Genomic DNA, 22,452 nt, shown 5'->3' with positions numbered 1-22,452 from the left:
GTCACCGGTGGGGCGCCCGCACCGGTGACGGTCCGCCCGAGGTACCCGCCGCACGGGACCCGCATCCGTCCAACTAGGCGGCCGTACCGGTCCCGTTCCGCGCGTACGGAAACCGCCTGAACCACCGTTCCTGAGGACACCTGACCCATGCCTGCGAACGAGTTCCCGAAGCAGTCCGCCGAGACGTCCGTCACCACATCCGAGGAACTGCGCGCCTGGCTGGTGTCGGCCGTCGCCGAGGCCGCCGGGCTCGACCCGCTGGCCGTCGACCCCGACCGGCCGATCGCCGAACTCGGCCTGGGGTCACGCCAATTGGTGAACATGGCCGCGGAGCTTGCCGCGCGGACCGGCCGGCCGGTGGAGCCGTCCCTTGTCTTCAACCATCCCACGATCACCGAGCTCGCCGACGCGATCCTCGGCGAACGGCCCAAGGCGGACGACGACTTGGCGCCGGGCGACGCCCCCGTGCGGGCGAGCGGCGGTGACATCGCGATCGTCTCAATGGCCTGCCGGTTCCCCGGTGGCGCCGACGACCCCGAGGCGCTGTGGCGGCTGCTGGCCGCGGGCGAGGACGTCATTTCCGAGGTACCGAAGGGCCGTTGGGGGTCCCAGGGGCTATTCGACCCCGACCCGGTGGCTGTCGGCAAGGCGTACAGCCTGCGGGGCGGCTTCCTCGACGGCATCGACCACTTCGACGCCCCCTTCTTCGGCATCTCGTCGCGAGAGGCCGCGGCCATGGACCCGCAGCAGCGGCTGCTGCTGCAGACGAGCTGGGAGGCGATCGAGCGGGCCGGGATCGTCCCCAAGGCGCTGCACGGCAGCTCCACGGGCGTCTACATCGGCCTGTACGACAGCGGATACCTCGCTTCGGCCTCGCTTGCCCAGCTCGACGGGCACATCGGCACGGGCTCGGCGCCCAGCGTGGCCTCCGGGCGCATCGCCTACACCCTCGGTCTCCAGGGCCCGGCGGTCACCGTCGACACAGCCTGCTCGTCGTCCCTCGTCGCCCTGCACCTCGCGGCCCGGGCGCTGGCGGGCGGCGAGTGCGACCTCGCGCTGGCGGGCGGCGCGACACTGCTGGTGACCCCGCGCGGGCACGTCGAGTTCAGCAGGCTGCGCGGGCTGTCGCCGTCCGGACGGTGCAGCCCGTTCTCGGCCGGCGCGGACGGAGTGGTGTGGGCCGAAGGCTGCGGTGTGGTCCTGCTGAAGCGGCTCGCGGACGCCCGCCAGGACGGCGACCGGGTCCTCGCCGTCATCAAGGGCTCGGCAATCAACCAGGACGGACGCAGCCAGGGACTGAGCGCCCCGAACGGACCTGCCCAGGAACGGGTGTTGCGCGCGGCCTTGGACGCCGCCGGTATCGAGCCGGACGACCTGGACTACGTGGAGGCACACGGCACGGGTACCCCGCTCGGCGATCCCATCGAGGGCCGGGCACTGGCCGCCGTGTTCGGACCGGGCCGCCCGGCCGCCCGGCCGCTGGGCGTCGGCTCCCTGAAGTCCAACATCGGTCACACGCAGGCCGCGGCGGGCATCGGCGGCGTCATCAAGACGGTGCTGGCCCTCGGGCACGAGCAGATACCGGCGTCCCTGCACGCCGAGGCGCTCACCGAGCACATCGACTGGGCGGGCAGCGGCCTGCGCGTGCCGGGCGGCGCCCAGGCGTGGCCGCGCAGCGGCGACCGGCTGCGCCGAGCGGGAGTGAGCGCGTTCGGGATCAGCGGCACCAATGCGCACGTGGTGCTGGAGGAGGCGCCACAGGATGTCGTACGGCCAGGAGCGGAAGCGGAGCCGTCGGGTACCGCGACTCTCTTCCCGCTCTCAGCCGGTACTCTTCCCGCCCTCGAGAGGCAGGCCCGGCGCCTGCATGAATTTCTGGCCGGACAGCCGCAGTTGCCGGTGCGGGCGGTGGCCGCGACGCTGGCCCACCACCGTACCCACTTCGAGCACCGGGCCGTCGTCCGGGCAAGCAACCGCGACGACCTGCTGATGGCCCTGCACGGACTGGCCGGGGGACGGCCGGAGACGGACCTGATCGTCGGTCCCCAGCAGACGGCCCCGGCAGGCAAGTTGGCGTTCGTCTTTCCGGGCCAAGGCGCCCAGTGGGCCGGCATGGCCCGCGACCTGCTTGCGCACGACCCGGTGTTCGCCGACGAACTCGACCGCTGCGACGGCGCCCTGCGCCCGTTCACCGAGTGGTCGGTGGCGGCCGTCCTGCGCGGCGACGCGGGCGCGCCGTCCCCGGACCGCGTGGATGTCGTCCAGCCGTTGCTCTTCGCCGTGATGGTGTCCCTGGCCGCAGTATGGCGGGCCCGTGGCGTACGGCCCGATGGGGTGATCGGGCACAGCCAGGGCGAGGTCGCTGCGGCCTGCGTCGCCGGAACTCTGAGTCTCAACGACGCGGCGGCGGTCGTCGCCCTGCGCAGCCAGGCCCTGACCGGGCTGTCCGGCACCGGCACCATGGCCGTCGTCGCCCTTCCCCACACCGACGTCGAGGCCCGCCTCGAAGGTCTGGACGGACGGGTTTCGATCGCCGCCGTGAACAGCGGCCGTTCGACGGTGATCTCCGGTGCCGTGGAGCCGCTGGCGGCGCTCCTTGCCGACCTCGACCGCGAGCAGGTGTTCGTCCGTCGCCTCGACGTCGACTACGCCTCCCACAGCACTCAGGTCGAGCAGGTCCACGGACTGATCGTGGACGAACTCGACGGCGTCACCACGTGTCCGACGTCGGTCGCCTGGTATTCGACGGTGACCGGTGAGCCGGTCACCGAGGAACAGGAGGCCGACTACTGGTACACCAACCTTCGCGAACCCGTCCGCTTCGCACCCACCGTCGAGCGCATGGCGGCCGACGGCTACCGCTACTTCGTCGAACTCAGCCCCCACCCGTCCCTGCTCACCGCGCTGCACACGATCGGCGAGGACTGTGGCCGCGAACTGGTCGCCGTCGGCTCGCTCCGCCGAGACGAGGACGGGCCCGCGTGTCTGGACCGCGCCGCCGCCGAACTCCACGTCCACGGACGGAAGATCGGCTGGCGTCGTCTGATTGCGGACACCGTGCCCGCGGACCTGCCGACCTACGCCTGGGACGCGCAGCGCCACTGGATCGAGCCCGAGTCCGCCGCCGGCGCCCCCGGCCTGTTCGACCGCTCCGCGCACCCGTTGCTCGGGATTCAGCTGCAGTCGGCGGACGAAACCCGCTGGACCTTCCGCAACGAGTGGTCCCCGTCGACCACCGACTGGCTGCCCGATCACACCGTCTTCGGCCAGACCGTGGTATCGGGTACGACCCTGATGGAGCTGTGTCGCGCCGCCCTCGCCGTGGCCCGCCCGGACGAACCGGCCGACGTCACAGACCTGCTCCTGCTCACGCCCCTTGTGCTCTCCGTCTCCGGCACGGTCGAAGTGTCCGTCGAGGTCGTCACGGCCGGCCCCGTTCCGGAGATCACTGTGCACAGCCGCCCGCGGGGTCAGGAGGCCACGGGCTGGACCCTGCACGCAACCGCCTCCGCTGACGCGGCGGCGCCGGTGACGGCGGGGCAGCCTCCGGTCCGGCCGGAGACGGCCGAACCCGGGTGGAGCCCGGAGACGTACGAGCGGCTGACCGGGCTCGGCCTGGGCTACGGACCCGCTTTCCAGGGCGTACGGGAGGCGGTGGTGACCGGCGGCGAGCTGCTGGCCCGGCTGTCGCTCCCGGACGCTGCCCGTGACCTGAGTGACCCCTACCCGGTCCACCCGGCGCTGCTGGACGCCGCGCTCCACGTGGCCGCCGCGTTCGACGCCTGCGACGGCCGGGTGCTGCTGCCGGTCGCGGTGGGCCGCTGCGCCCTGCATCACGGGGGCGCGAACGAGCTCATCGCGTCCGTACGGCGGACCGGCGGCTCCGGCACGGACCTCACGCTGGATGTGACGCTGTGGGACACCGACGGTATCCCGGCCGGCAGGCTGGAGGGCGTGCGGCTGCTGGCCGCGAATCCGGCGGACCTCATCAGCGGCTCGGAGAACGGCCGGCACCTGTACGAACCGGCGTGGACGCCGGTGACCGAAGAGCCCTCTGAAGGACCGGACAGCGAGTGGGTCGTCGTCGGCGACCCGTCCGACCCACAGGCCGCTGCGGCGCTCAGCGGACTCGAGGCGGCCGGGATCCGGCTCCGCGAGAGCGGCGGTGACGTCCTGGTGCGGTTCTGGTCTCTCCCGGCCGAAGACGACGAAATCGCCCTTGCAGCACACGAGCTGGCGGCAACAGCCCTGGCCGAACTGCAAGCCCTCATCTCGCATGACGTAGCGCCCACGCGGACCGTATGGGTGACCCGCGGTGCGGTCGCCGCCGGTGACGTGGACACGGTGTCCGGACTGGCACAGTCGGTCCTGTGGGGCCTGGCCCGCAGCGCCCGCATCGAGCACCCGGACCTCGGACTGACCCTGCTCGACCTCGACGGCTCCGACGATCCCGCGGACGCCCTGCGGGCCGCAGTGGCGCATCGCGGTGAGCCCGAACTCGCTCTACGTTCGGGCACGCTGCTCGCCCCTCGGCTGGTTCGCGCCCGCGCCGCCGATGCGGCCGTACCCGGCTCGGTGCCCACGGACGGCACGGTATTGATCACTGGAGGCCTGGGTGCCGTCGGTCGCCACATCGCCCGCCTCCTGGCCGAACGCGGCGTTCCCCGCCTGCTGCTGGCGTCACGACAGGGCACCGCCGATCCGCGCGCCGCCGAGGTCACCGAGGAACTCGCCGCGCTCGGAGCCGAGGTCGAGGTGGCGGCGTGCGACGTCGCGGACGCGACGGCCGTGGCCGACGTGCTCGGCAGTATCGGTGACGAGCTGCCGCTGAGGGGCATCGTGCACTGCGCCGGCGTCCTGGACGACGGGGTGGTCGCCGAGCTGACGCACGAACGCCTCGCTCGGGTGCTGCGCCCCAAGGTCGACGGCGCCGCCCATCTGCACCGGGTCACCGCCGACATGCCGCTCGAAATGTTCGTGCTGGTCTCCTCGGCTGCCGGTGTCGCAGGCAACGCGGGCCAGGCCAACTACGCGGCCGCCAACGTCTTTCTCGACCAACTGGCCCACCATCGGCGGGCCTTGGGCCTGCCTGCCGTGGCGGTCTCGTTCGGCGCGTGGGCGGGCGAGGGCCTTGCCGCCGAACACGCCGACCTCGCGGGGCTGGCCCGTCTCGGCCACCGCGCCCTCACCCCCGACCAGGGCCGCGACCTGGTGGAACTCTCCCTGCGCCGGAGCACCCCGCACCTGGTCGCCTGGGCCCTGGACCTCACTCGCCTGCGCGAGACCATGGCCGCCGCGGGTGGCCCCGCGGCTGCCTTGTGGCGCTCGCTGCTGCCCGCGCCGCGCACCGGCCGGGACGGCAGCGACGCCCTGGCGGACCGCCTGGCCCGGCTGCCGGAAGCCGAACGCGCCGAACGGGTCCTGGCCCTGGTTCGCGAAGAGGCGTCCCGCACCCTCGGTCTGCGCTCGGCGGAGTCCGTCCGCCCCGACCAGCCACTGCGCGAGCTCGGCATGGACTCCGTGAGCGCGGTCGAACTCCGCAACCGCCTCGCCGCCGGCCTGGGCGCCCGGCTCCCCGCGACCCTGCTGTTCGACCACCCCACCCCGGCCCGTCTCGCCGAGTACTTGCTGACCAACGCCCTTGCGACGAGTGGACGTACGACCCGCCGCAGCGATCCGCGTCCCACCCGCAGCACGACCGCGCCGACCGACGAGCCGGTGGCCGTCGTCGCCATGGCCTGCCGACTGCCGGGCGGAGTGAGCGACCCGGACGAACTGTGGCGGCTGGTGGCGGAGGGCCGCGACGCGGTCGGCCCGTTCCCGGCCGGACGCTGGGACGTGGAGTCGCTGTACGACCCCGACCCGGACGCCCCGGGCAAGTCGTACGCCCGGGAAGGCGGCTTCTTGGACGACATCGAGTCCTTCGACGCGGGCTTCTTCGGCATCACCCCGAGGGAGGCGGCGGCCATGGACCCGCAGCAGCGGCTGCTCCTGGAGACGGCGTGGGAGGCACTCGAGCGCGCCGGGATCGTGCCCGCCCGACTTGCGGGCAGCACCACCGGCGTGTACGTCGGCATGTTCGGCAGCGACTACCTGTCGGGCTCCCGGCTCGACCAGCTCGACGGCTACGTCGGCACGGGCTCGGCGCTCAGCGTGGCCTCGGGCCGGCTCAGCTATGCGCTCGGGCTGCACGGTCCGGCGTTGACGGTGGACACAGCGTGCTCGTCGTCGCTGGTGGCGGTGCACCTGGCGACGCAGGCGCTCCGGTCGGGCGAGTGCGACCTGGCACTCGCCGGAGGTGTGACACTCATGGTGACGCCGGGGACCTTCGTCGAATTCAGCCGACTGCGGGGCCTGTCCGCGACCGGACGCTGCCGTTCCTTCTCCGACGACGCCGACGGCGCCATATGGGCCGAGGGCGTCGGCATGATCGTACTGAAGCGGCTGAGTGACGCCCGGCGCGACGGTGACCAGGTGCTGGCCGTGGTGCGCGGCACGGCCGTCAACCAGGACGGCCGCAGTCAGGGGTTGTCCGCGCCCAACGGTCCGGCTCAGGAGCAGGTGATCCGCCGAGCCCTGGAGCTGTCCCGGCTTCAGCCCGCCGACATCGACTACGTCGAAGCGCACGGGACGGGCACGACGCTGGGAGACCCCATCGAGGCGAACGCCCTGTCGCAGGTCTTCGGCGACTCGCGCCCCCACGACCGCCCGCTGTACCTCGGCTCGCTCAAGTCCAACCTCGGGCACACGCAGGCCGCTTCGGGCGTGGCCGGGCTGATCAAGGTGGTCCAGTCGCTGCGCCACCAGACCCTTCCGGCCACCCTGCACGCGGGCACGCCCAGCCGGCACGTCGACTGGGACGGCAGCGGGCTGCAGCTGCTGCAGCAGGCGGCGGCCTGGCCGCCGGCGGGGCAACGGGCCCGGCGTGCCGGGGTCAGCGCCTTCGGGATCAGCGGAACCAACGCGCATGTGATCGTCGAAGAGGCTCCGCCGGTCGAGGCCGAGCAGGCGAGCGAAGTCCCGCCCGGGAAACGGTTGTTCGTGGTGTCCGGGCGGAGCGAGGCTGCATTGCGAGGCCAGGCAGCGCGGCTGGCCAGGCACCTGAGCGAGGACATCGCGCTGCCGGATGTCGCCCACACCCTGGCGCGGCACCGCAGCCACCTGGAGTGGCGGGCGGCGATCGCGGCGGACGACCGGGACGAACTGAGGGCGCGTCTGGACGCGTTGGGAGCCGGACGTACGCCGCTCGCACTGACCCGCGAGGAGCAGTCGGGCAAGGTGGCCTTCGTCTTCTCCGGACACGGCGGCCAATGGCCGGGCATGGGCGTGGAGTTGATGGCCGGGTCGGAGGCGGTCTGCAAGGAACTGACCCGGATCGACGAGACGGTGCAGCGGCATGTGGGTTGGTCGGTACTCAATGTCCTGCGGGCCCCCGAGGAATTCTCCCCGCTCGACCGGACCGAGTACCTGCAGCCGGTGCTCTTTGCGGTCAACGCGGCGCTGGCAGCCGCCTGGCGGCAGCTCGGGGTCGCCCCGGACGCCGTCATCGGGCACAGCCTGGGCGAGATCGCCGCCGCCTACAGCGCAGGCGCCCTCACCCTCGACGACGCGGTGACCGTGGTGACCGGGCGCGCCCACGCCGTCGTACCGCTGGTCGGACAGGGCGGCATGGTGTCCGTGGAGCTGGCCCGCACGGAAGTCGAGGAGCTGCTCGCGCCGTACGCGGACCGGCTCTTCGTCGCCGCCGTCAACAGCGGGACCTCCACGGCGGTCGCAGGCGACGCCGATGCGCTCGCCGAGCTGCGCCGGGCCCTCGACGAGCAGCAGATCCCCGTACGACGGCTGTCGACGCCGTTCGCCTCGCACACTCCGCTGATGGAACCCGTGCGCGAGGAAATGCTCGACCGGTTCTCCGGCATCCGGGCCGGGCAGGCGTCGACCCCGCTGTACTCGACGGTGCTGGCCGAACCCGTGCCCGGTGACCGGCTGGACGCCGGCTACTGGTACGCCAACCTCAGGCAGCCCGTCCGTTTCGCGGACACGGTCCGACGGATGCTGGACGACGGCTACCGCTACTTCGTCGAGCTCAGCCCGCACCCCTCGCTGCTCTCCTGCATCGAGGCGGTGGCTGCGGAGGCCGGGATCGACGCGGTCGGCGTCGGCTCGCTGCGTCGGGAACAGGGCGGACACGACGTGCTGCTGCGCAGGGTCGGCGAGTTGTACGCCGCCGGGCACACGCCCGACTGGCCGGTACTGTTCCCGCACGGCCGCCGCGTCGACCTGCCCACATACGCCTTCGCCCGCGAGCGGCACTGGCTCGCGCCCGCCCCGGCCACAGCGGCAGGCTCCTCGCCGATCCTCGGTACGCACATCGAGTCCAGTGACGAGCCCGACCGGCACACCTTCCAGAGTGAGATCGACCTGGGGGACATCCGCTTCGCCTATCTGACCGACCACCAAGTCGGCGGCGAGGTCTGGCTGCCCGGCGCCGCCTTCCTGGACATGGCACTGGAGGCGGCGTCCGCCGTGGCGGACGGCCGGGAAGTACGCCTGGCCGACGTCAAGTTCCTGAAGCCGCTGCGCCTGGGCGAAGCCGGCCCGTTCGGCTGCAACTCGTCCTGCAACCCGCCGAAGGCGGCTTGCGGGACTTCACCATCGCATCGGCGGCTGCGGGTGAGCGCGGCACGCGGTGGGAGCAGCACGTCATCGGACGCGTTGCGCCGGTCTGCGACGAGCCGACCGCCGACGTTGCGCTTCGCGGCGTGCGCGAGCAGTGCCTCGAAGCAGTCGACCTGCCGGCCGTCTACGCCGGGTTGACCGCCCTCGGCATCGACTACGGCCCCGCCTTCCGAGGGCTCGAGGAGGGCCACCGCACGCACGACCAGTCCCTCGGCCGACTGGCCGCCAGGCCCGCAGCGGGTCACCTCCTGCACCCAGCGGTTCTCGACGCCGCTTTCCACACGGCCGCCCTGCCCGGCGACGCACCCGGGGACCGCGCGTTCGTGCCCGCGGGGGTCGCACGCCTGCGGTTCACCGGGCTGCGCGGCACTCCCGCGTGGGTGACCTGCCAGCTGCGCTCCACGGCCCAAGACACCGCCGTCCTGGACCTCAGGATCTGGGACGAGGACGAGCAACTCCTCCTTGAGGCGGAGGAGTTCGAGCTGGCGGCGCTCTCGCCGCTGAACGGGTCGCTCTTCGAGACCCGCTGGCAACCGCGGCCGGTGGCGCAGGAGCCGCCCACCGAGGGCAGTTGGCTGATCCTGGCCGACGAGAGCGGGGCGGCCGCGGAACTCGGCAAGCGGCTCGGTTCCTTTGTGCCGCATGTCATCGCCCGCAGGGGGACCGCGTTCGGCGTCGAGGGGCCCGGCCGGTACGTGCTCGACCCGGCCGATCCGCAGCACCTGGCCCGGCTCCTGGACGAGGCGTTCCCGGGCGGAGCGCCCGAGCGGGTGATTCAGCTGTCCGCGCTGGATGCTCCACCCGTCGGCGATGTCGGTACGGCCAAGGAGGCGGCACGGCTGTGCTGCCTGAGCACTCTGCACCTGGTGCGCACCCTCGCCGACCGTCCGCACGGCCGGCCACCGCGCCTGTTCGTGGTCGTGCGGGGCAGCCAGGCTGCCGGTGACAGCACCCAGGTGACCAACCCGCAGCAGGCACTCGCCTGGGGCTTCGGGCTCGCGGTGGCCCAGGAGCACCCGGAGCTGTCGACCACGCTGATCGACCTGCCGCCCACCGGCGGTGTCGGCGACCTTTGGACACAGCTGAGGCACGCGGACGACGAACGGCTCGTCGCCCTGCGCGGGGCGGGCCGACTGGTGCCGCGCCTGGCGCGCACCCACCCGGACGACGGCGGCCACGGCGAGACCAGCGCGGACGGCGTGCACCTGATCACCGGCGGCCTCGGCGGCCTCGGCCGGGTCGTCGCCGAGCGACTGGTCCGCCGCGGGGCCCGCCGTCTGGCGCTGATGAGCCGGGGCACACCCGACGCCGAGACCGCGACCTGGATCAAGAGCCTTGAAGAGCGAGGCGTCACCGTGCACATGGCGCGCGCCGACGTCGCCGACCGGGACGGCCTGGCAGCGGCTCTGGACGCCGTACGACGGACAGCGGGCCCCATCGCGGCGGTGGTGCACGCGGCCGGTGTACTCGACGACGCCACCGTGGCGAACCTGACCGACGAACGCGTCCTGCGCGTGCTCGCCCCCAAGGTCCTGGGCACCGCCCTGCTCACCGAACTGGCCCCGGAAGCGGGAACATTGGTGTTGTTCGCCTCGGCGGCCGGACTCCTCGGCTCGGCCGGTCAGAGCCCGTACTCGGCGGCGAACGCCTTCCTCGACGCCTGGGCGCACCACCTCTCCCACCGCGACCGTCGGGCGCTGAGCCTGGACTGGGGTGCCTGGGCCGGCGTCGGCATGGTGTCCGCGTCGGGCACCAGAGCCGCCGAGACCAGCCGCTCCGGCCTGATCGCCTTCTCACCGCACGAGGGCGGCGAGCTGTTCGAGCGCGTGCTGGCCACCTCCCGCTGCCAGCTCGCGCCCCTGGCCCTGGACTGGGAGATGCTGACGCTCGTTCCCGACGTGGCACGCACCCGCCCGATCCTGGGCGACCTGGTGACCACCCCGACGGGCACGGCCGCCCCGGACGACCTCGTCAAGAAGGTGTTCGCGGCCACCAACGACCGGGACCGCGCCACCCTGCTGGAGGCGTACATACGGGCCAGGGCCGGCGAGGTCTCCGGGGGAACGGTGGACGTGTCCGCGACCACCGCCCTGAAAGAACTCGGCCTGGACTCCCTGATGCTGGTGCGGCTGCGCAACGCCTTCGCCCGTGAACTGGGCGTGGAACTCCCGGCCGCGGTGTTCGCGGCGTCCGACATCCGCGGCCTCGCCCGGGCCCTGGGCGAGGCCCTGCCGGAGCGGGAGACCATGGCGCAGGAGCAGCCCGACCACCTCGGCCAGGACGTGCCGCAGACCGAACTGCGGCCCGCGACCCGCGATGTCGTACGCCTGCTGCGCAGCGCCCGACCGGGCATGCCGGACGCGGCGCACGGCATCGGCCTGGCCGTACGGCTCACCGCGCCGACGACCCGCGAGACGCTCACCGCCATCCTCGACCGGCTCGTCGCCCGCCACGCTGCCCTGCGCACCGCGATCGTCACCGGCAGCGAAGGCGGGTGGCAACTGCTCGTGGACCGCGAGGCGGCCGAGCCGCTCCTGCGCTGGACGACCGCCGAGGGCGAAGTCGACGCCGCCGATGGGCTGCGCCGACTGCTGGAGCCTGCCTTCGATCTGGCCGGCGCGCCATTGTGGCGGTTCGAGCTCGTGGACGGCGGTGCGCGGGGACAGATCCTCGTCTTCGGCGCCCACCACGCCGTGAGCGACCTGCAGTCACTGCTGCTTGTGGCCGGGGAGATCGACGCGGAACTGTCCGGCACCCCGCTCGGTGATGCCGTCACCAATCGCGACATCGCCCTGCTCGTCGAAGCCCAGCAGAGCGGACCGGGGGCGGATGCCGAGTGGCGCGAGGCCTTCAACGGCAGCGAGCGGCTCGACCTGACACTCGCCCGGCCGCGCCCCGCGACACGGTCGTACCGGGCCGGAAGCGTGACGGTGCCCCTTCCCGACGGCCTGATGGAGCGGGTGTCGGCAGCCGCGAGCAGCCTGGCGATCACTCCCGCCGCCTTCTGCCTCGGCACGCTGACGGTGCTGCTTGCCAGGATGCGGGAGCGGGAGCGGTTCGTGCTCGCCGTGCCCGTCGACACCCGCGTCCACGCCGACGCCTTCGACGCGGTGGGCTTCTTCGGCGTACCGGTACCGTTCCCGGCCGAGGCCCGGGCGGACGAGGCGGTCGGCGAGGTGCTGCGCCGCACGGACCGCCGCCTGCAGCAGGTACTGGCCAAGGGCGCCATGTTCTCGGACGTCCTGGCCACGCTGGCCAGGCAGGGGCTGCACCGGCCAAACGCGCCGCTGGTCGAGGTCTACTTCAACTATGTGCGCTCCTCGCGCCGCCTCACCCGCATGGAGGTGCTGCCCGCAGGCACCGGCTACTCCGATCTCGACCTGATGATCACCATGACCCCGGACGCGGCGCGCATCCGGCTCGACCACAACCTGGACATCCTGGATGCAGCGGCCACGGCCGAACTGGGGAAGGAGTTCCTGCGGCTGCTCGGTGAGACGGCCCAGGACCCGACGGCACTGGTACGGGCCGCGCAGGCTACTGCGGCCAAGGCCCCCGCTGCCGAGATTGCTGCCACGCCGGCGCCGCGCCGGTCCCTGGCCCTCGCCGCGACCTTCGCCCTCGGCCATCTGCCCCTGATGTGTGAGACGGCGGTCAACGACGGGGCCACGGACGGCGGTCTGACGATCGCCGAAGCGCCCTACCATCACGTGCTCGCGAGCCTTAAGGACCCCTCCGGCGTCCTCGCCGACCCCTCGACCGCCGTGGGCGTCGTGCTGCTGCGGGCAGCGGACCTCGAACGCTTCGGGCCCGTCGACGACGCAGTGCTCACCGAGCTGCGCACCGCCTACCCGGCTGCACTGAAGGCGCTGTCCCAACGCACCCGCACGCCACTCGTCGTCGGCTTCCTCCCCTGCGCACGGGGCGAGGACCGCCTGACGCAGTGGGAGCGCGGGATTGCCGCCGACCTGGCCGAGCTGCCGGGCATCGCGGTCATCGGCGCCGACGACTGGACCCGGCACCACGCCGTCGGGGAACACTTCGACGAGCGGACCGAGCGGCTGGCCCATCTGCCCTTCACCCCGCCCTTCCAGGCGGCCGTGGCCCTACGCCTGGCCGAGGTTGTACGGGCGGTGCTGCGCCCCGTGCCGAAGGTGATCGCGGTGGACGGCGACGACACCCTGTGGGGCGGGGTGGCCGGCGAGATGGGACCCGAGGCGGTCGACCTGACCGGTCCTCGTGCCCGCCTCGCGCGCAGGCTGCTGCAGTGGCGGGAGGCGGGCGCTCTGCTGGCGCTGATCAGCAACAACGACGAGGCCACGGTCCGCGCCGTCCTTAACCGCCCCGGCAGCCTGTTGAAGCCGGAGCACTTCACCGTGCTCTCCGCCGGCTGGGGCCCGAAGCCGGGCCGCCTGGCCGAGGCGGCGCGCACGCTCAACCTCGGCCTGAACAGCTTCCTGTTCCTGGACGACAACCCGGCCGAGATCGCCAAGATGCGGTCGGTGCTGCCGCAGGTGCTGTCGGTGACCTGCCCGCAGTCGACTGAACTGGACGAGTTCCTGAGCCGGTTGTGGCCGCTCGTCCCGGCCGCGGCGACCGCCGAGGACGCGCTGCGCGCCCGGTTCTACGAGCAGGAACAGGAGCGGGAGGCCGTCCGCGAACAGGCCGGTTTCGAGGAGTTCCTCGCCCGGCTTGAGCTCGAGGTCGGCATCCAAGCCCTGTCCGACGCCGACGTCCAGCGGGCCGAGCAACTTGTGCGCCGCACCAACCAGTTCACCCTGCGCGCCCGGTCGGCCGACGGCGGCGATGTCGCCCGGTGGCGGGAGCGGGGCGAGGTGTGGACGGCCGCGGCGCGCGACCGCTTCGGTGACTATGGCCAGATCGGCCTGCTCGCGCTGCGCGCCGAGGGCGACCAACTCGACGTACTGGCCTGGCTGATGAGCTGCCGGGCGCTCGGCCGGGGCGTCGAGGAGCGCCTGTTGCAGTGGCTGGCCGACCGCGCCGAGGAAATGGGCTGCGCAAAGGTCCGCCTGACGGCGGAGCGCACCCCGCGCAACGTACCCGCCCGGCGGCTGCTTGCCGCGCTCGGCGGCGGTGACCAGGACGACGAGCGCCTGGAGGCCGTGACCACGCCGGACCAGCTGCGGGCATTCCGCTCCTGGGAGCAGCAGTGAGGCAAAGGACCGTGCACATCATGAAGGGCTCTCATGCGTGAGTTGAACGAGGACGCGGCGGCGTACACCGGACAGCGGACGGCCGCCGAGTCGATCGAGCGGGGCGGCGGTGGGCTCGGCGTGAGCGACCTGCTGGCCAGGGTGACGGCGGCGGCCACCGCCGCCGGGAACGGTGCCGCACACGCCCCCACCAGGGACGTGGACAGCGTGGCGGCGACCATCGCGGCCGCGGCGGGCCGCTATCTGCCCGGCGGGAACCTGCCGCCCGACACCGACTTCTTCGACGCCGGAGGAACCTCCGTCCACGCCGTGGAACTCGTCGCGGAGTTGGAAGACAAGCTGGGCATCGAGTTCGACCTGGACGAGGTGTTCGCCGACGCCCGGCCGAGCAGCCTTGCCCGACGCTGGATGTCGGCAACGGGCGATTCAGGGACCCCGGCGAGCACCTCGTCGACCCGGAGCACCGACCCGCGCTCCGCGGCGGGCACCCTTGCGGCCCTCGCCCCGGGCACCCTCCCCGTCCCGTCACCTCCCACCCAACCGGCTTCGAGGGCGCGCCACCTGGCCGGCACCGGCGACGACGCCTGCCCCCGGGCCCGCCGCGAGGACCTCGACCAGATCCTGGCCGACCTCGCGCTCGCAGACCGCCTGCCCTTCACCGACGTGCCCGAGCCGCTGCCGCCGCGCCGGATCCTGCTGACCGGCGCCACCGGCTTCCTCGGCAGCCACATGCTGCTCGACCTGCTGCGGCACAGCGACGCCCACGTGTACTGCCTGGTCCGTGCGGCGGACGAGGAGGCGGCGGTCGCCCGGCTCGGCGCGGCGCTGACGAGCTACTCGCTTCCCTGGTCGTCGGAGGTCCGCCGACGGGTGACCGTGCTCCGCGGCGACATCCGGCAGCCGCGCCTCGGCCTGTCCGACGAGCTGTGGCACACTCTGGCCCGCGAACTGGACAGCATCGTCGGCGTGGCGGCGGCCGTGGACTTTCTGCGCGGCTACCAGTCGCTGCGCGCGAGCAATGTCCTGGGCACGCTGACCTTGGCCGAACTCGCGGTCACTGGCCGGCCCAAGCCGCTCCACCACATCTCCTCGATCGCGGTCTTCAACGAGGTCGGCATCACCTCCATGGGCGAGGACGATCCGCTCGCCCACGTCGACCGCCTCATCTCGGGCTACGACCAGTCCAAGTGGGCCGCCGAGGTCGCCCTGCGCCGGGCCCGCGACCACGGCCTGGTGGTCACGGCACTACGGCCCGGCGGCATCGGCGGCCACAGCAAGTCCGGCGCCTACAACCCGCAGGATCTCAGCAGCGGCCTGATCTCGGCCTTCGGCCGCTTCCGCACGGTGCCCGCCTTCCGGTACCTGAACGCGGCCCCCGTCGACTGGGTCAGCCGCGCCGCGGTCGCCGCGATCTGCGAACCCGACGCCTGGGGCTACGACTACAACCTCACCGGTGTGCCCAACACCCTCGACGACGTCGTACGCGACATGGCGCTCGGCGGCATGCACGTTCGCGTCGAGGACTGGGACGAATGGCGCGCGGACGCACTGGCCCGCCTGGAAGCCGACCCGGTTCCCGAACTCGCCTTCCTGACCAGGGTGTTGCAGAGCCCCACAGCGCAGAAGCTGTGCGAGGCGACCCTGAAGGGTCCGGCGGCAGGCGGCGAACGCACCACCGCGCTGGTCGAGGCGCTCGGGCTGCCGCCCGCGGTCCGCTACGACGCACAGGCCCAGCTCAAGACGTTCGAGCGGCTCGCTCAGGACGGCCTCGCCCGCTTGCCGCACAAGGACGACCAGCCCTACCTGTGGTTCGCGGAGACGACCGAGGGCGGCGTGGGCCCGGTCGGCGCCCCCGCCGACACCCCCTGCTCCATGGCGCTGACCCTCTCCATCGCGAGCATGTACCAGTTGGTGAAGGAACGCCGGGTGGACGTCACCGGCGAGGTGGTGTGCCCGGCGGTGCACCCCGCACCGCTGGCCGTCGAGCGCGGCGACGTCTGGATCCGCCACGAGGAGGGAATCCCGCAGGAGCACGGCCTCAAGCATCAACTCCTGTACTACCGGCTGCGGTTGCGCGATGCCGACGGCGGCCACTGGTGGCTGGAGGGACGTAAGTACGCGCGCGCCCGGCGCGACCTGTGGCGGCAGACCCGCGCGCTGACCGTCCACATCGGCCGCGAGGGCGAGTCGTCGGCGAGCCTTGCGGGCGAGGTCGTCGTGCCCGCCGATTCCTACGTCCGCGACCAGATCGACGGCATCAAGGTCGACCCGCGCCTGACCAGCCAGGAGAAGCGGGCCGCGAAGCTGACCTGGCTCGCCTGGTTCGGCCTGGAGATGGGCCGCGGTCTGCTCGGCCCCTTCGCCCGCGCCGCCGCGGACCTGCTCGACCTGCGCCGCACCCCGACCCTCACGGAGCAGCACCGATGATCTTCAGGACGACGAACTCCCGCCCCGCCCGGCCGGCGCTGCGCAGGGTCCGGACAATGCCGACCCCCCGCCGCCTCCACCACCGCCTCGATCCGGCAGCCGTCGAGGAGATCTTCTTCCGGGCAAGCGACGGCGCGCGGCTCGGCCTGACCCGCATCGACACCGGCGAGTCGGACCGGCCTGCCGTGCTGCTCCTGCACGGACACACCGCGTCCGCCGACATGTTCCTGCTGCCGGAGACACGCAACCTCGTCGACGTGCTCCTTGACGACGGCTACGAGCCCTGGCTGCTGGACTGGCGGGGCAGTTGCCGGCTGCCGTACAACGAGACCGGGCAGACGTACACCTACGACGACGTGGCCCTGTACGACCTCCCCGAGGCCGTCTCGTACATCCGCGAACGCATCGGCGACCGCGCGCTGTTCGTGGTCGCCCACTGCATCGGCTCCCTCACCCTCTCCCTGAGCATGGCGGCGGGGCTGGTGCCCGGCCTCGCGGGCGTGGTGTCCCAGGGTGTTTTCCTGACCCCGAAGCTCGCGGGCCGGACATCGCTGCGTATGTCGGTGGCGGGGGAGTTGCTGAAGACCCGGATCGACCACATACCGGTCGACTTCCGCAAGGTGGGCCTGTGGTCGAAGTACACCCCGCTGTTCGCGCTGGCCTCCCGGAAGGCGAACTGCCCGGACCCGACCTGCCAGATCCTGCACAACTCGGCCTGGGGCACGGGTGCCTCGCTCTTCGTGCACGAGAACCTGTCCGGGGCCACCCACGACCGGCTCGCCGAACTCCTGGGCCCCGCTCCGCTGTGGATCCTGCCCCACCTGCGCCGTATCGAGCTGGCCCGCAGCGTGGTCCGCTGGCATGACACCGACCACCGCTACCGGGCCTTGCCCCCCAACGCCCTCGATGCGGCGGGGGGCATCGCCACCCCCGTCCTGCTGCTTTCGGGCAGCGAGAACGGGCTGTGGCTGGACTCCCAGAAGCTCTGCCAAGAGATCCTCGCCCGCCGGCAGCCCCACCTCGACGTGTCGTACACCGAGATCCCCGGCTACGGTCACCTGGACACATTTATCGGCCGGGGCGCCGCCCTGGACGTGTTCGGGCACATCCTCGACTTCCTCGGCAAACGGCGGTGACGGCCGCCGCGGGGCCGATGACGGAACTCGCCAGCCGGATGGACCTTCGACGGGGTCCGCACCCGCTTTCCCGGCCTCGCCGACGGCAGCTTCAAACCCAACGGCCGGTTCGGGATCGGCTTCTTCTCCGTGTTCATGCTCGGCGAGCACGTCGAACTGATCACCCGCCGCTACGAGGCTCCATGGCGGACGCCCGGTGTCTCACCTTCCACCAGGCATCCGCCCGCCCGCTGCTGACGGCCCTGCCCGCCCCGTACCGGACGGCACCGGGCACCACGGTCCGCATCCGGCTGCGCAAGGACCCCTACGAGGCCGAAGGCATCCCGCGGCACACCGACGATGAACGCCTCATCCAGCTGGTGCGCCGCCTGGTGCTGGAGAACGCGGTCCCCATCCGCGCCTGGGAACCCGGTGCCGCCCAGCCGGAGACACTCCAGCCCTTCACCCTCGCCGACGGGACACCCGAGGACGTCTTCGACCGCCTCTACCCCAGCCTGGCCGACACCTGACGGGTGGGCACCAAACTCATCGGTGCGGCCGCACTCGCGTCCACGCTTGCCGCACAGCACCCCTGACCTCGGCATGCGCGCGCGTTGGGCATGGTCATGATCGCCTCGGCCTCGGCGGCCGTCGATGAGCAACGCCCACCCCGATGAGACTCACTGCGCTTCCCGGGGGGCGCCATATTGCGGGTACGGGTGCGTACCCGTACCCTGGCAGTGGTGGGAAGGAGGGTCTACGTGGCTGATGCCAATATCCGGATCCCTGAGGAGGCACGTGACCGCCTTGCGGAAGTCGCCGCTGCCGAGGGCCTGTCCCTGCGCGCCTACCTCGCACATCTCGCCGAAACCGTCCTGACCCCCACTGAGCGGGCCGAGCGGGCCGAGCGGGCGCGGGCAGTGCTCAAGGATTGGAACGGTTACGACCCCGATCCTGCTCAGCAGGCAGAACTCGACGCAGAGTTGGACCGACGCCTGGGACAGGCGGGCGCTGCGTGAGCACGGCCCTACACGTGATTCTCGACAGCTCCGCCATGGTGGCTGCCGCCCGCGGCAACGCCCTGGCGTCCCGGCTGATACACCGCGCGCATACCGAGTCCGGCTGGCTTCTGCACGCCACGACCTGCGCCTTGATCGCGGCGGACCGGGAACGGAGGGGAACAGCTGAGCATGTTGCCGCTCTGCCTGGTCTTACCTTCTTGGAACTCGACCTTCCCGCCGCCCTCGCGGTGGCACCCGGGCACAGCGACTGGGCCCTGGCACACACGCTGTACGCGGCCCAGCCCAGCCCAGACCGCCCGGCGGGAGCTGTCATTGCCACCACTGCAGCGTCCTTGTGGGCACCTCATCCGGTTCGCACACTCGACCTCAACCCGTAGCCCGCACCCTCAAGCACATCGTGCGGCGCAGTACCGGTCCACTGCGTAACCGGGGATCCGTCGGGGCATGGCCCTAACTGTCCCTAACAAAGCCGTTGGGCGTGGCGGTGGGTGATCAGGCAGACGGCGAGGCCGAGGAATGCTTCGTGGATGTCGTCGCGTCGTTCCCAACGGATGCGCATCGCGCACCACATCATTAACGCCCAAGAATCCCGCCGTATGGTCGGCGGGTTCGGCGCCGTCGTTTCCGCGGGCCCGGACGACTTCGACACGTCCGGAGATGAGACCGGCAGACCGCCGAGGGCCCGGACCGTCATCACCACCGCGGCCCCCGTCGCCACACCGAAACCGGCGTGCGCACCGCCCGCGTCCACCACCCGCCCCGCGACCGCCGTGGCGCCTACTATTCCTGCCGCGACTGCGGAGTTGCCCCGGGCGAACGCCTGGTTGAGGACGGCGCGCGACCGACGACTCTGGCCGCCTCGCACTTGTTCGCGGCTCGCCGGTGTGATGGCGATGGCGCGGTGTCTGGCGCCGGGGCTTCGTTGAGGAAGCCTGAGGCAACCATCCGGGCTCTGCCGTCAGGCGCCGGACAACGGGGTGGCGCCAGGACTCTGTCAGTCTGTTTCGGGGAGGGTTCGGGGTAGTCCGAAGCGCGTCATGACGTTGGTGTTGAAGCCGGTGATGTTGGTGATGTGGTCGCCGGCGGTGGTGATGGCCAGGAGGACGTAGGCGCGGTAGACCCTGGTGTGGGGGTCTGCCAGGTACAGGCCGAAGGCGGGCCGGCCGTTGGCGCGGGTCGGCACCGCCCTCGTAGGGCTACTCGCCGAGGAAGTCCGACTCTCCATGCCGCCCGCGATGCTGGCCCACACGCCGAGCGCCTTGTGCCGGTCGCCACGAACAGCACCAGTGCGCACAGCGGGAGGTTTCCCAGCTGCGGTCCGGGCTCTCGTATGTGCCGGTGAGCGTCGGCATCGGGTTCGGCTCGACCGTGGCGACGAAGATGTTCGTCCGGACCAGTACCCGTCCGATCATCGTCTCCGGCGCGTTCCCCGTCTACACTGTCCGCGCCGGCAGGGCGGGGTCGCCCTGTTGCCGGGCTACCGCACGGACGTCACCGGCCTGACGGCGGACGAATCGCGGGCCTTGTTCGTCCTGCTTTCGGCTTCCGCCCACACCGACCTCGGTCTGGGCAGGCCCTCGGTTCTGCCCTGCGCAAGGTCATGACTGCGCTGCCCGCCTCGCACCGGCCGGATGCCGACCGGATGAGCCGGCTCATCCTCATCGACCTGGTCCGCTGGGGCGGCACTCCCGCCATCCGCTGCGCGGCGGTCGACCTCGCCGCGTTCCAGCAGGCCGTCTTCGCAGACCGGCGAGTGAGACTGCGCTACCGCCACGGCCGGTACAACCGCGTCCGCGTCTACGCCCTGGATCCCTACGGACTTGCGAACAAAGCCGGCGTCTGTTACCTGGTCGCCGACCACCAGGGCGAGCCCAGTCTCTTCCGCACGGACCGGGCACAGACCGCAACTGTCCTGACTGCCCCGCCCGCCGCCGCGCGGACACCGAACTGGGCCGACGTCTGGGAGTACCTGCGCCGCAGCATCGACGACATCCCCACCCCGCTCGCCGTGACCGTCCGCGTCCGCGACCACACCCTGGCCCTGTTCCCTGCGCGTTCACAAAGCCGACCTCGCCCCCTCCCACAAAAGCGTTCACGCACGGCGGGCGCCCACGAGGGATGGACCGAGGTCGACCTGCTCTTCCAGTTACTCTTCGGCGCCACTGCCCACCTCGCCTTCGGCCCCGCCCTCGAGGTCCTCGCCCCCGACGACCTGCGCCAGCGCGGACTTTGCGGGCCACCGCTATGGCTGCGGCGGTCAGGAGGGCCGAGGCGACGTTGCGGGTGAGGTCGTGCAGGAGGAAGTCCTGAGGGTGGTCGAAGTGCATCAGTGGTGACGCCCCCTCGTGCTCGTGCAATGACCGAGGCGTCCACCGGTTGGACGCTGACGCTGCCGACGACGGGTACGAGGTCGTGTGTGCTGTCACGCCGAGGCCCTGCGCGCCCTCGTCCAACTGATCCCGGCCGCGAATCCAGGCCTTCGACTTGGGCATCAGGCCGGTCTCCACGCTGATCGACGCCCCCAACGTCTCCTCCGTTGTCGTCGCAGTGCTGGCAGGCATCGCCGGGCGATCGTGTCCCTGACCCAGGCCAGGCCAAGCGCTGCTCGGCGTCTTCATCTCGGTCACCACCATCCAACCGCCGCGGACATCGGCGTACCCTGTGCTTCCAGCTGGAGCGAGGCGCGCGGATCCCTGATCGAATTGCTGCTGATCCCGGTGGAGGCGTGCTGACGCTCAGATTCCAACGCGCTGCCTGGCCGTACATCAGCTGGCCTCCAGAGGCAGATGAAGCCGCGTCCCGTCCGGGTGCGGCACATGCTCACACGCCGACCGGCCGGCCTCACGGACTGGCGGAGCGGGTTACTGCGCGGCCTGTGACCCCGCCGGGCGAACGTGCCCGGCCATTACACCGACAGGAACGTGTCGCGCTTGACCGGGCCGAAGGGGAGCAGCACGCTCCCCACGAGGAGGCCGAAACCACAGGCCACCATGGTGCCCACGTTCGAGGATTGCGGCGGGCAGACCAAGGAGGGGCCACGGGTGCAGGACAGCCGCAAGGGACGGCAACTGACGCTGCGTCACGGCGCGCGTTCTGCAGTCGCGGTCGAGCTTGACCCGACACTCCGTTCGTACCCCATCGGTGAACGCGCGGTGCCGCAGGGATTCGCGGCACAGAACCGGATCACCGGCGGGCGTAGCCAGATCCTGGTGCCGTGGCCCAATCGGACCGCGACGGCCGCTACCGCTGGAATGGGCAGGACCAGCGGCTGCCGCTCACCGAGCCGGCCGGAGGTGACGCCCTCCACGGACTGCTCCGGTGGACCTCGCGGCAGGTGGTGGAGTCGAGCGACAGCTGGGCATCCCGTATGTCTCGCTGTGGCCGCAGCCGGGCTACCCGTTTCTACCTGTACGTGCGCGGCGCTCGTCGACCTCGGACCGGGGGAGAGGCGGACTCCGGTCCGAGGCCCCCCTCGACGCGGACTCCGAGGAATTCGCCGCACCGGTGCATCCCTGGGGCAGCCGCAGCCGCAGCCGCAGCCGCAGCCGCAGCCGCAGCCGTGGTCATGTGCGTCAAGATGCCACTGTCACCTCGTGGCCGCGCTGCGCGTCCGGCCCGCCCTCTGCTGGCGGCAGGAACACCGACCCGTCTCATCACCACGCGCCGAAAGGGCCATACGTGACGACGAACCAGGTGCTCATCGGAGTGGGCCTGACCCTGGTCCTCGCCGTCGGATCGCAGATCCTGGCGAGCCGCCTGCGCATCCCAGCCCTCATCGTCCTGCTGCCGGTCGGCTTCGCCGCCGGCGCCCTGACGGACGATGTCGACCCCGAGCTCCTGCTGGGGCCGGCCTTCTCACCGCTGGTGTCGCTGGCCGTCGCCGTGATCCTCTACGACGCGGGCCTCGGCCTGGACCTGGCGAGGCTGAGAGGGCACACCCGCCGTGTCGTCGTCAGGCTGATCTGGATCGGTGTCCTGATCACCTGGATCCTCGGCGCGCTCCTGGCGGCACCTTTGCTGGGCATGTCCCAGCGG

The 22,452-nt window shown here is 72.0% G+C and carries 10 protein-coding genes and 2 pseudogenes; 10 read left to right on the top strand and 2 right to left on the bottom strand.

The genetic code is table 11. The features are described 5' to 3' along the window. The first annotated feature begins 147 nt into the window (after nucleotides 1-147). From ACGFYN_RS38190 to ACGFYN_RS38160, 7 genes are all read left to right on the top strand, one after another. The gene (locus ACGFYN_RS38190) at nucleotides 148-8,817 is read left to right on the top strand and encodes an SDR family NAD(P)-dependent oxidoreductase (RefSeq protein ID WP_393870577.1); all 8,670 of its coding nucleotides are present in this window, start codon (nucleotides 148-150) and stop codon (nucleotides 8,815-8,817) included. Further along, complete coding sequence (locus ACGFYN_RS38185; protein WP_393870576.1) at nucleotides 8,763-13,853, top strand: SDR family NAD(P)-dependent oxidoreductase; 5,091 nt, start codon at nucleotides 8,763-8,765, stop codon at nucleotides 13,851-13,853. The genes ACGFYN_RS38190 and ACGFYN_RS38185 overlap by 55 nt, the downstream gene beginning before the upstream one ends. 33 nt (nucleotides 13,854-13,886) lie before the next feature. After that, entirely contained in the window at nucleotides 13,887-16,280 is a 2,394-nt protein-coding gene (locus ACGFYN_RS38180; protein WP_393870575.1) for a thioester reductase domain-containing protein, read from the top strand. Between the two features lie 56 nt (nucleotides 16,281-16,336). Then, nucleotides 16,337-17,416: an alpha/beta hydrolase gene (locus ACGFYN_RS38175; protein WP_393870574.1), complete on the top strand. Its 1,080-nt coding sequence runs from the start codon at nucleotides 16,337-16,339 to the stop codon at nucleotides 17,414-17,416. A 182-nt stretch (nucleotides 17,417-17,598) separates the two neighbouring features. Next, nucleotides 17,599-17,925 carry a hypothetical protein gene (locus tag ACGFYN_RS38170; protein ID WP_393870573.1) on the top strand — a complete coding sequence of 109 codons (327 nt, stop codon included), beginning with the start codon at nucleotides 17,599-17,601 and terminating at the stop codon, nucleotides 17,923-17,925. 231 nt (nucleotides 17,926-18,156) lie between these two features. Then, complete coding sequence (locus ACGFYN_RS38165; RefSeq protein ID WP_393870572.1) at nucleotides 18,157-18,414, top strand: hypothetical protein; 258 nt, start codon at nucleotides 18,157-18,159, stop codon at nucleotides 18,412-18,414. Beyond that, a complete protein-coding gene (locus ACGFYN_RS38160) occupies nucleotides 18,411-18,794 on the top strand; it encodes a hypothetical protein (protein ID WP_393870571.1) in 384 nt (127 codons plus the stop codon). Before ACGFYN_RS38165 ends, ACGFYN_RS38160 begins: the two co-directional genes overlap by 4 nt. Nucleotides 18,795-18,877: 83 nt before the next feature. Here the strand turns inward: ACGFYN_RS38160 and ACGFYN_RS38155 are convergent. Next, a pseudogene (locus ACGFYN_RS38155) lies at nucleotides 18,878-18,976 on the bottom strand (IS5/IS1182 family transposase); the annotation flags it as partial. Between the two features lie 435 nt (nucleotides 18,977-19,411). Next, a complete protein-coding gene (locus ACGFYN_RS38150; protein WP_393870570.1) occupies nucleotides 19,412-19,600 on the bottom strand; it encodes a hypothetical protein in 189 nt (62 codons plus the stop codon). A 417-nt stretch (nucleotides 19,601-20,017) separates the two neighbouring features. Between ACGFYN_RS38150 and ACGFYN_RS38145 the strand changes: the two genes are divergently transcribed. The 3 genes and pseudogenes from ACGFYN_RS38145 to ACGFYN_RS38135 all read left to right on the top strand — a co-directional run. After that, nucleotides 20,018-20,704, top strand: a complete 687-nt coding sequence (locus tag ACGFYN_RS38145) for a WYL domain-containing protein (protein WP_393870569.1) — start codon at nucleotides 20,018-20,020, stop codon at nucleotides 20,702-20,704. 185 nt (nucleotides 20,705-20,889) lie between these two features. Beyond that, nucleotides 20,890-21,175 (top strand): annotated as a pseudogene (locus ACGFYN_RS38140) (DUF389 domain-containing protein); the annotation flags it as partial. A gap of 920 nt (nucleotides 21,176-22,095) precedes the next feature. Further along, nucleotides 22,096-22,452 (top strand): cation:proton antiporter (locus ACGFYN_RS38135; protein WP_393870568.1); only part of this gene is annotated, 357 nt, incomplete at its 3' end.

Source organism: Streptomyces sp. NPDC048419 (assembly GCF_043200415.1).
In the GTDB taxonomy this organism is placed as follows: domain Bacteria; phylum Actinomycetota; class Actinomycetes; order Streptomycetales; family Streptomycetaceae; genus Streptomyces.
The sequence above is the reverse complement of the archived record's forward strand: the minus strand, read 5'-3'. Positions and strand labels throughout refer to the sequence as shown.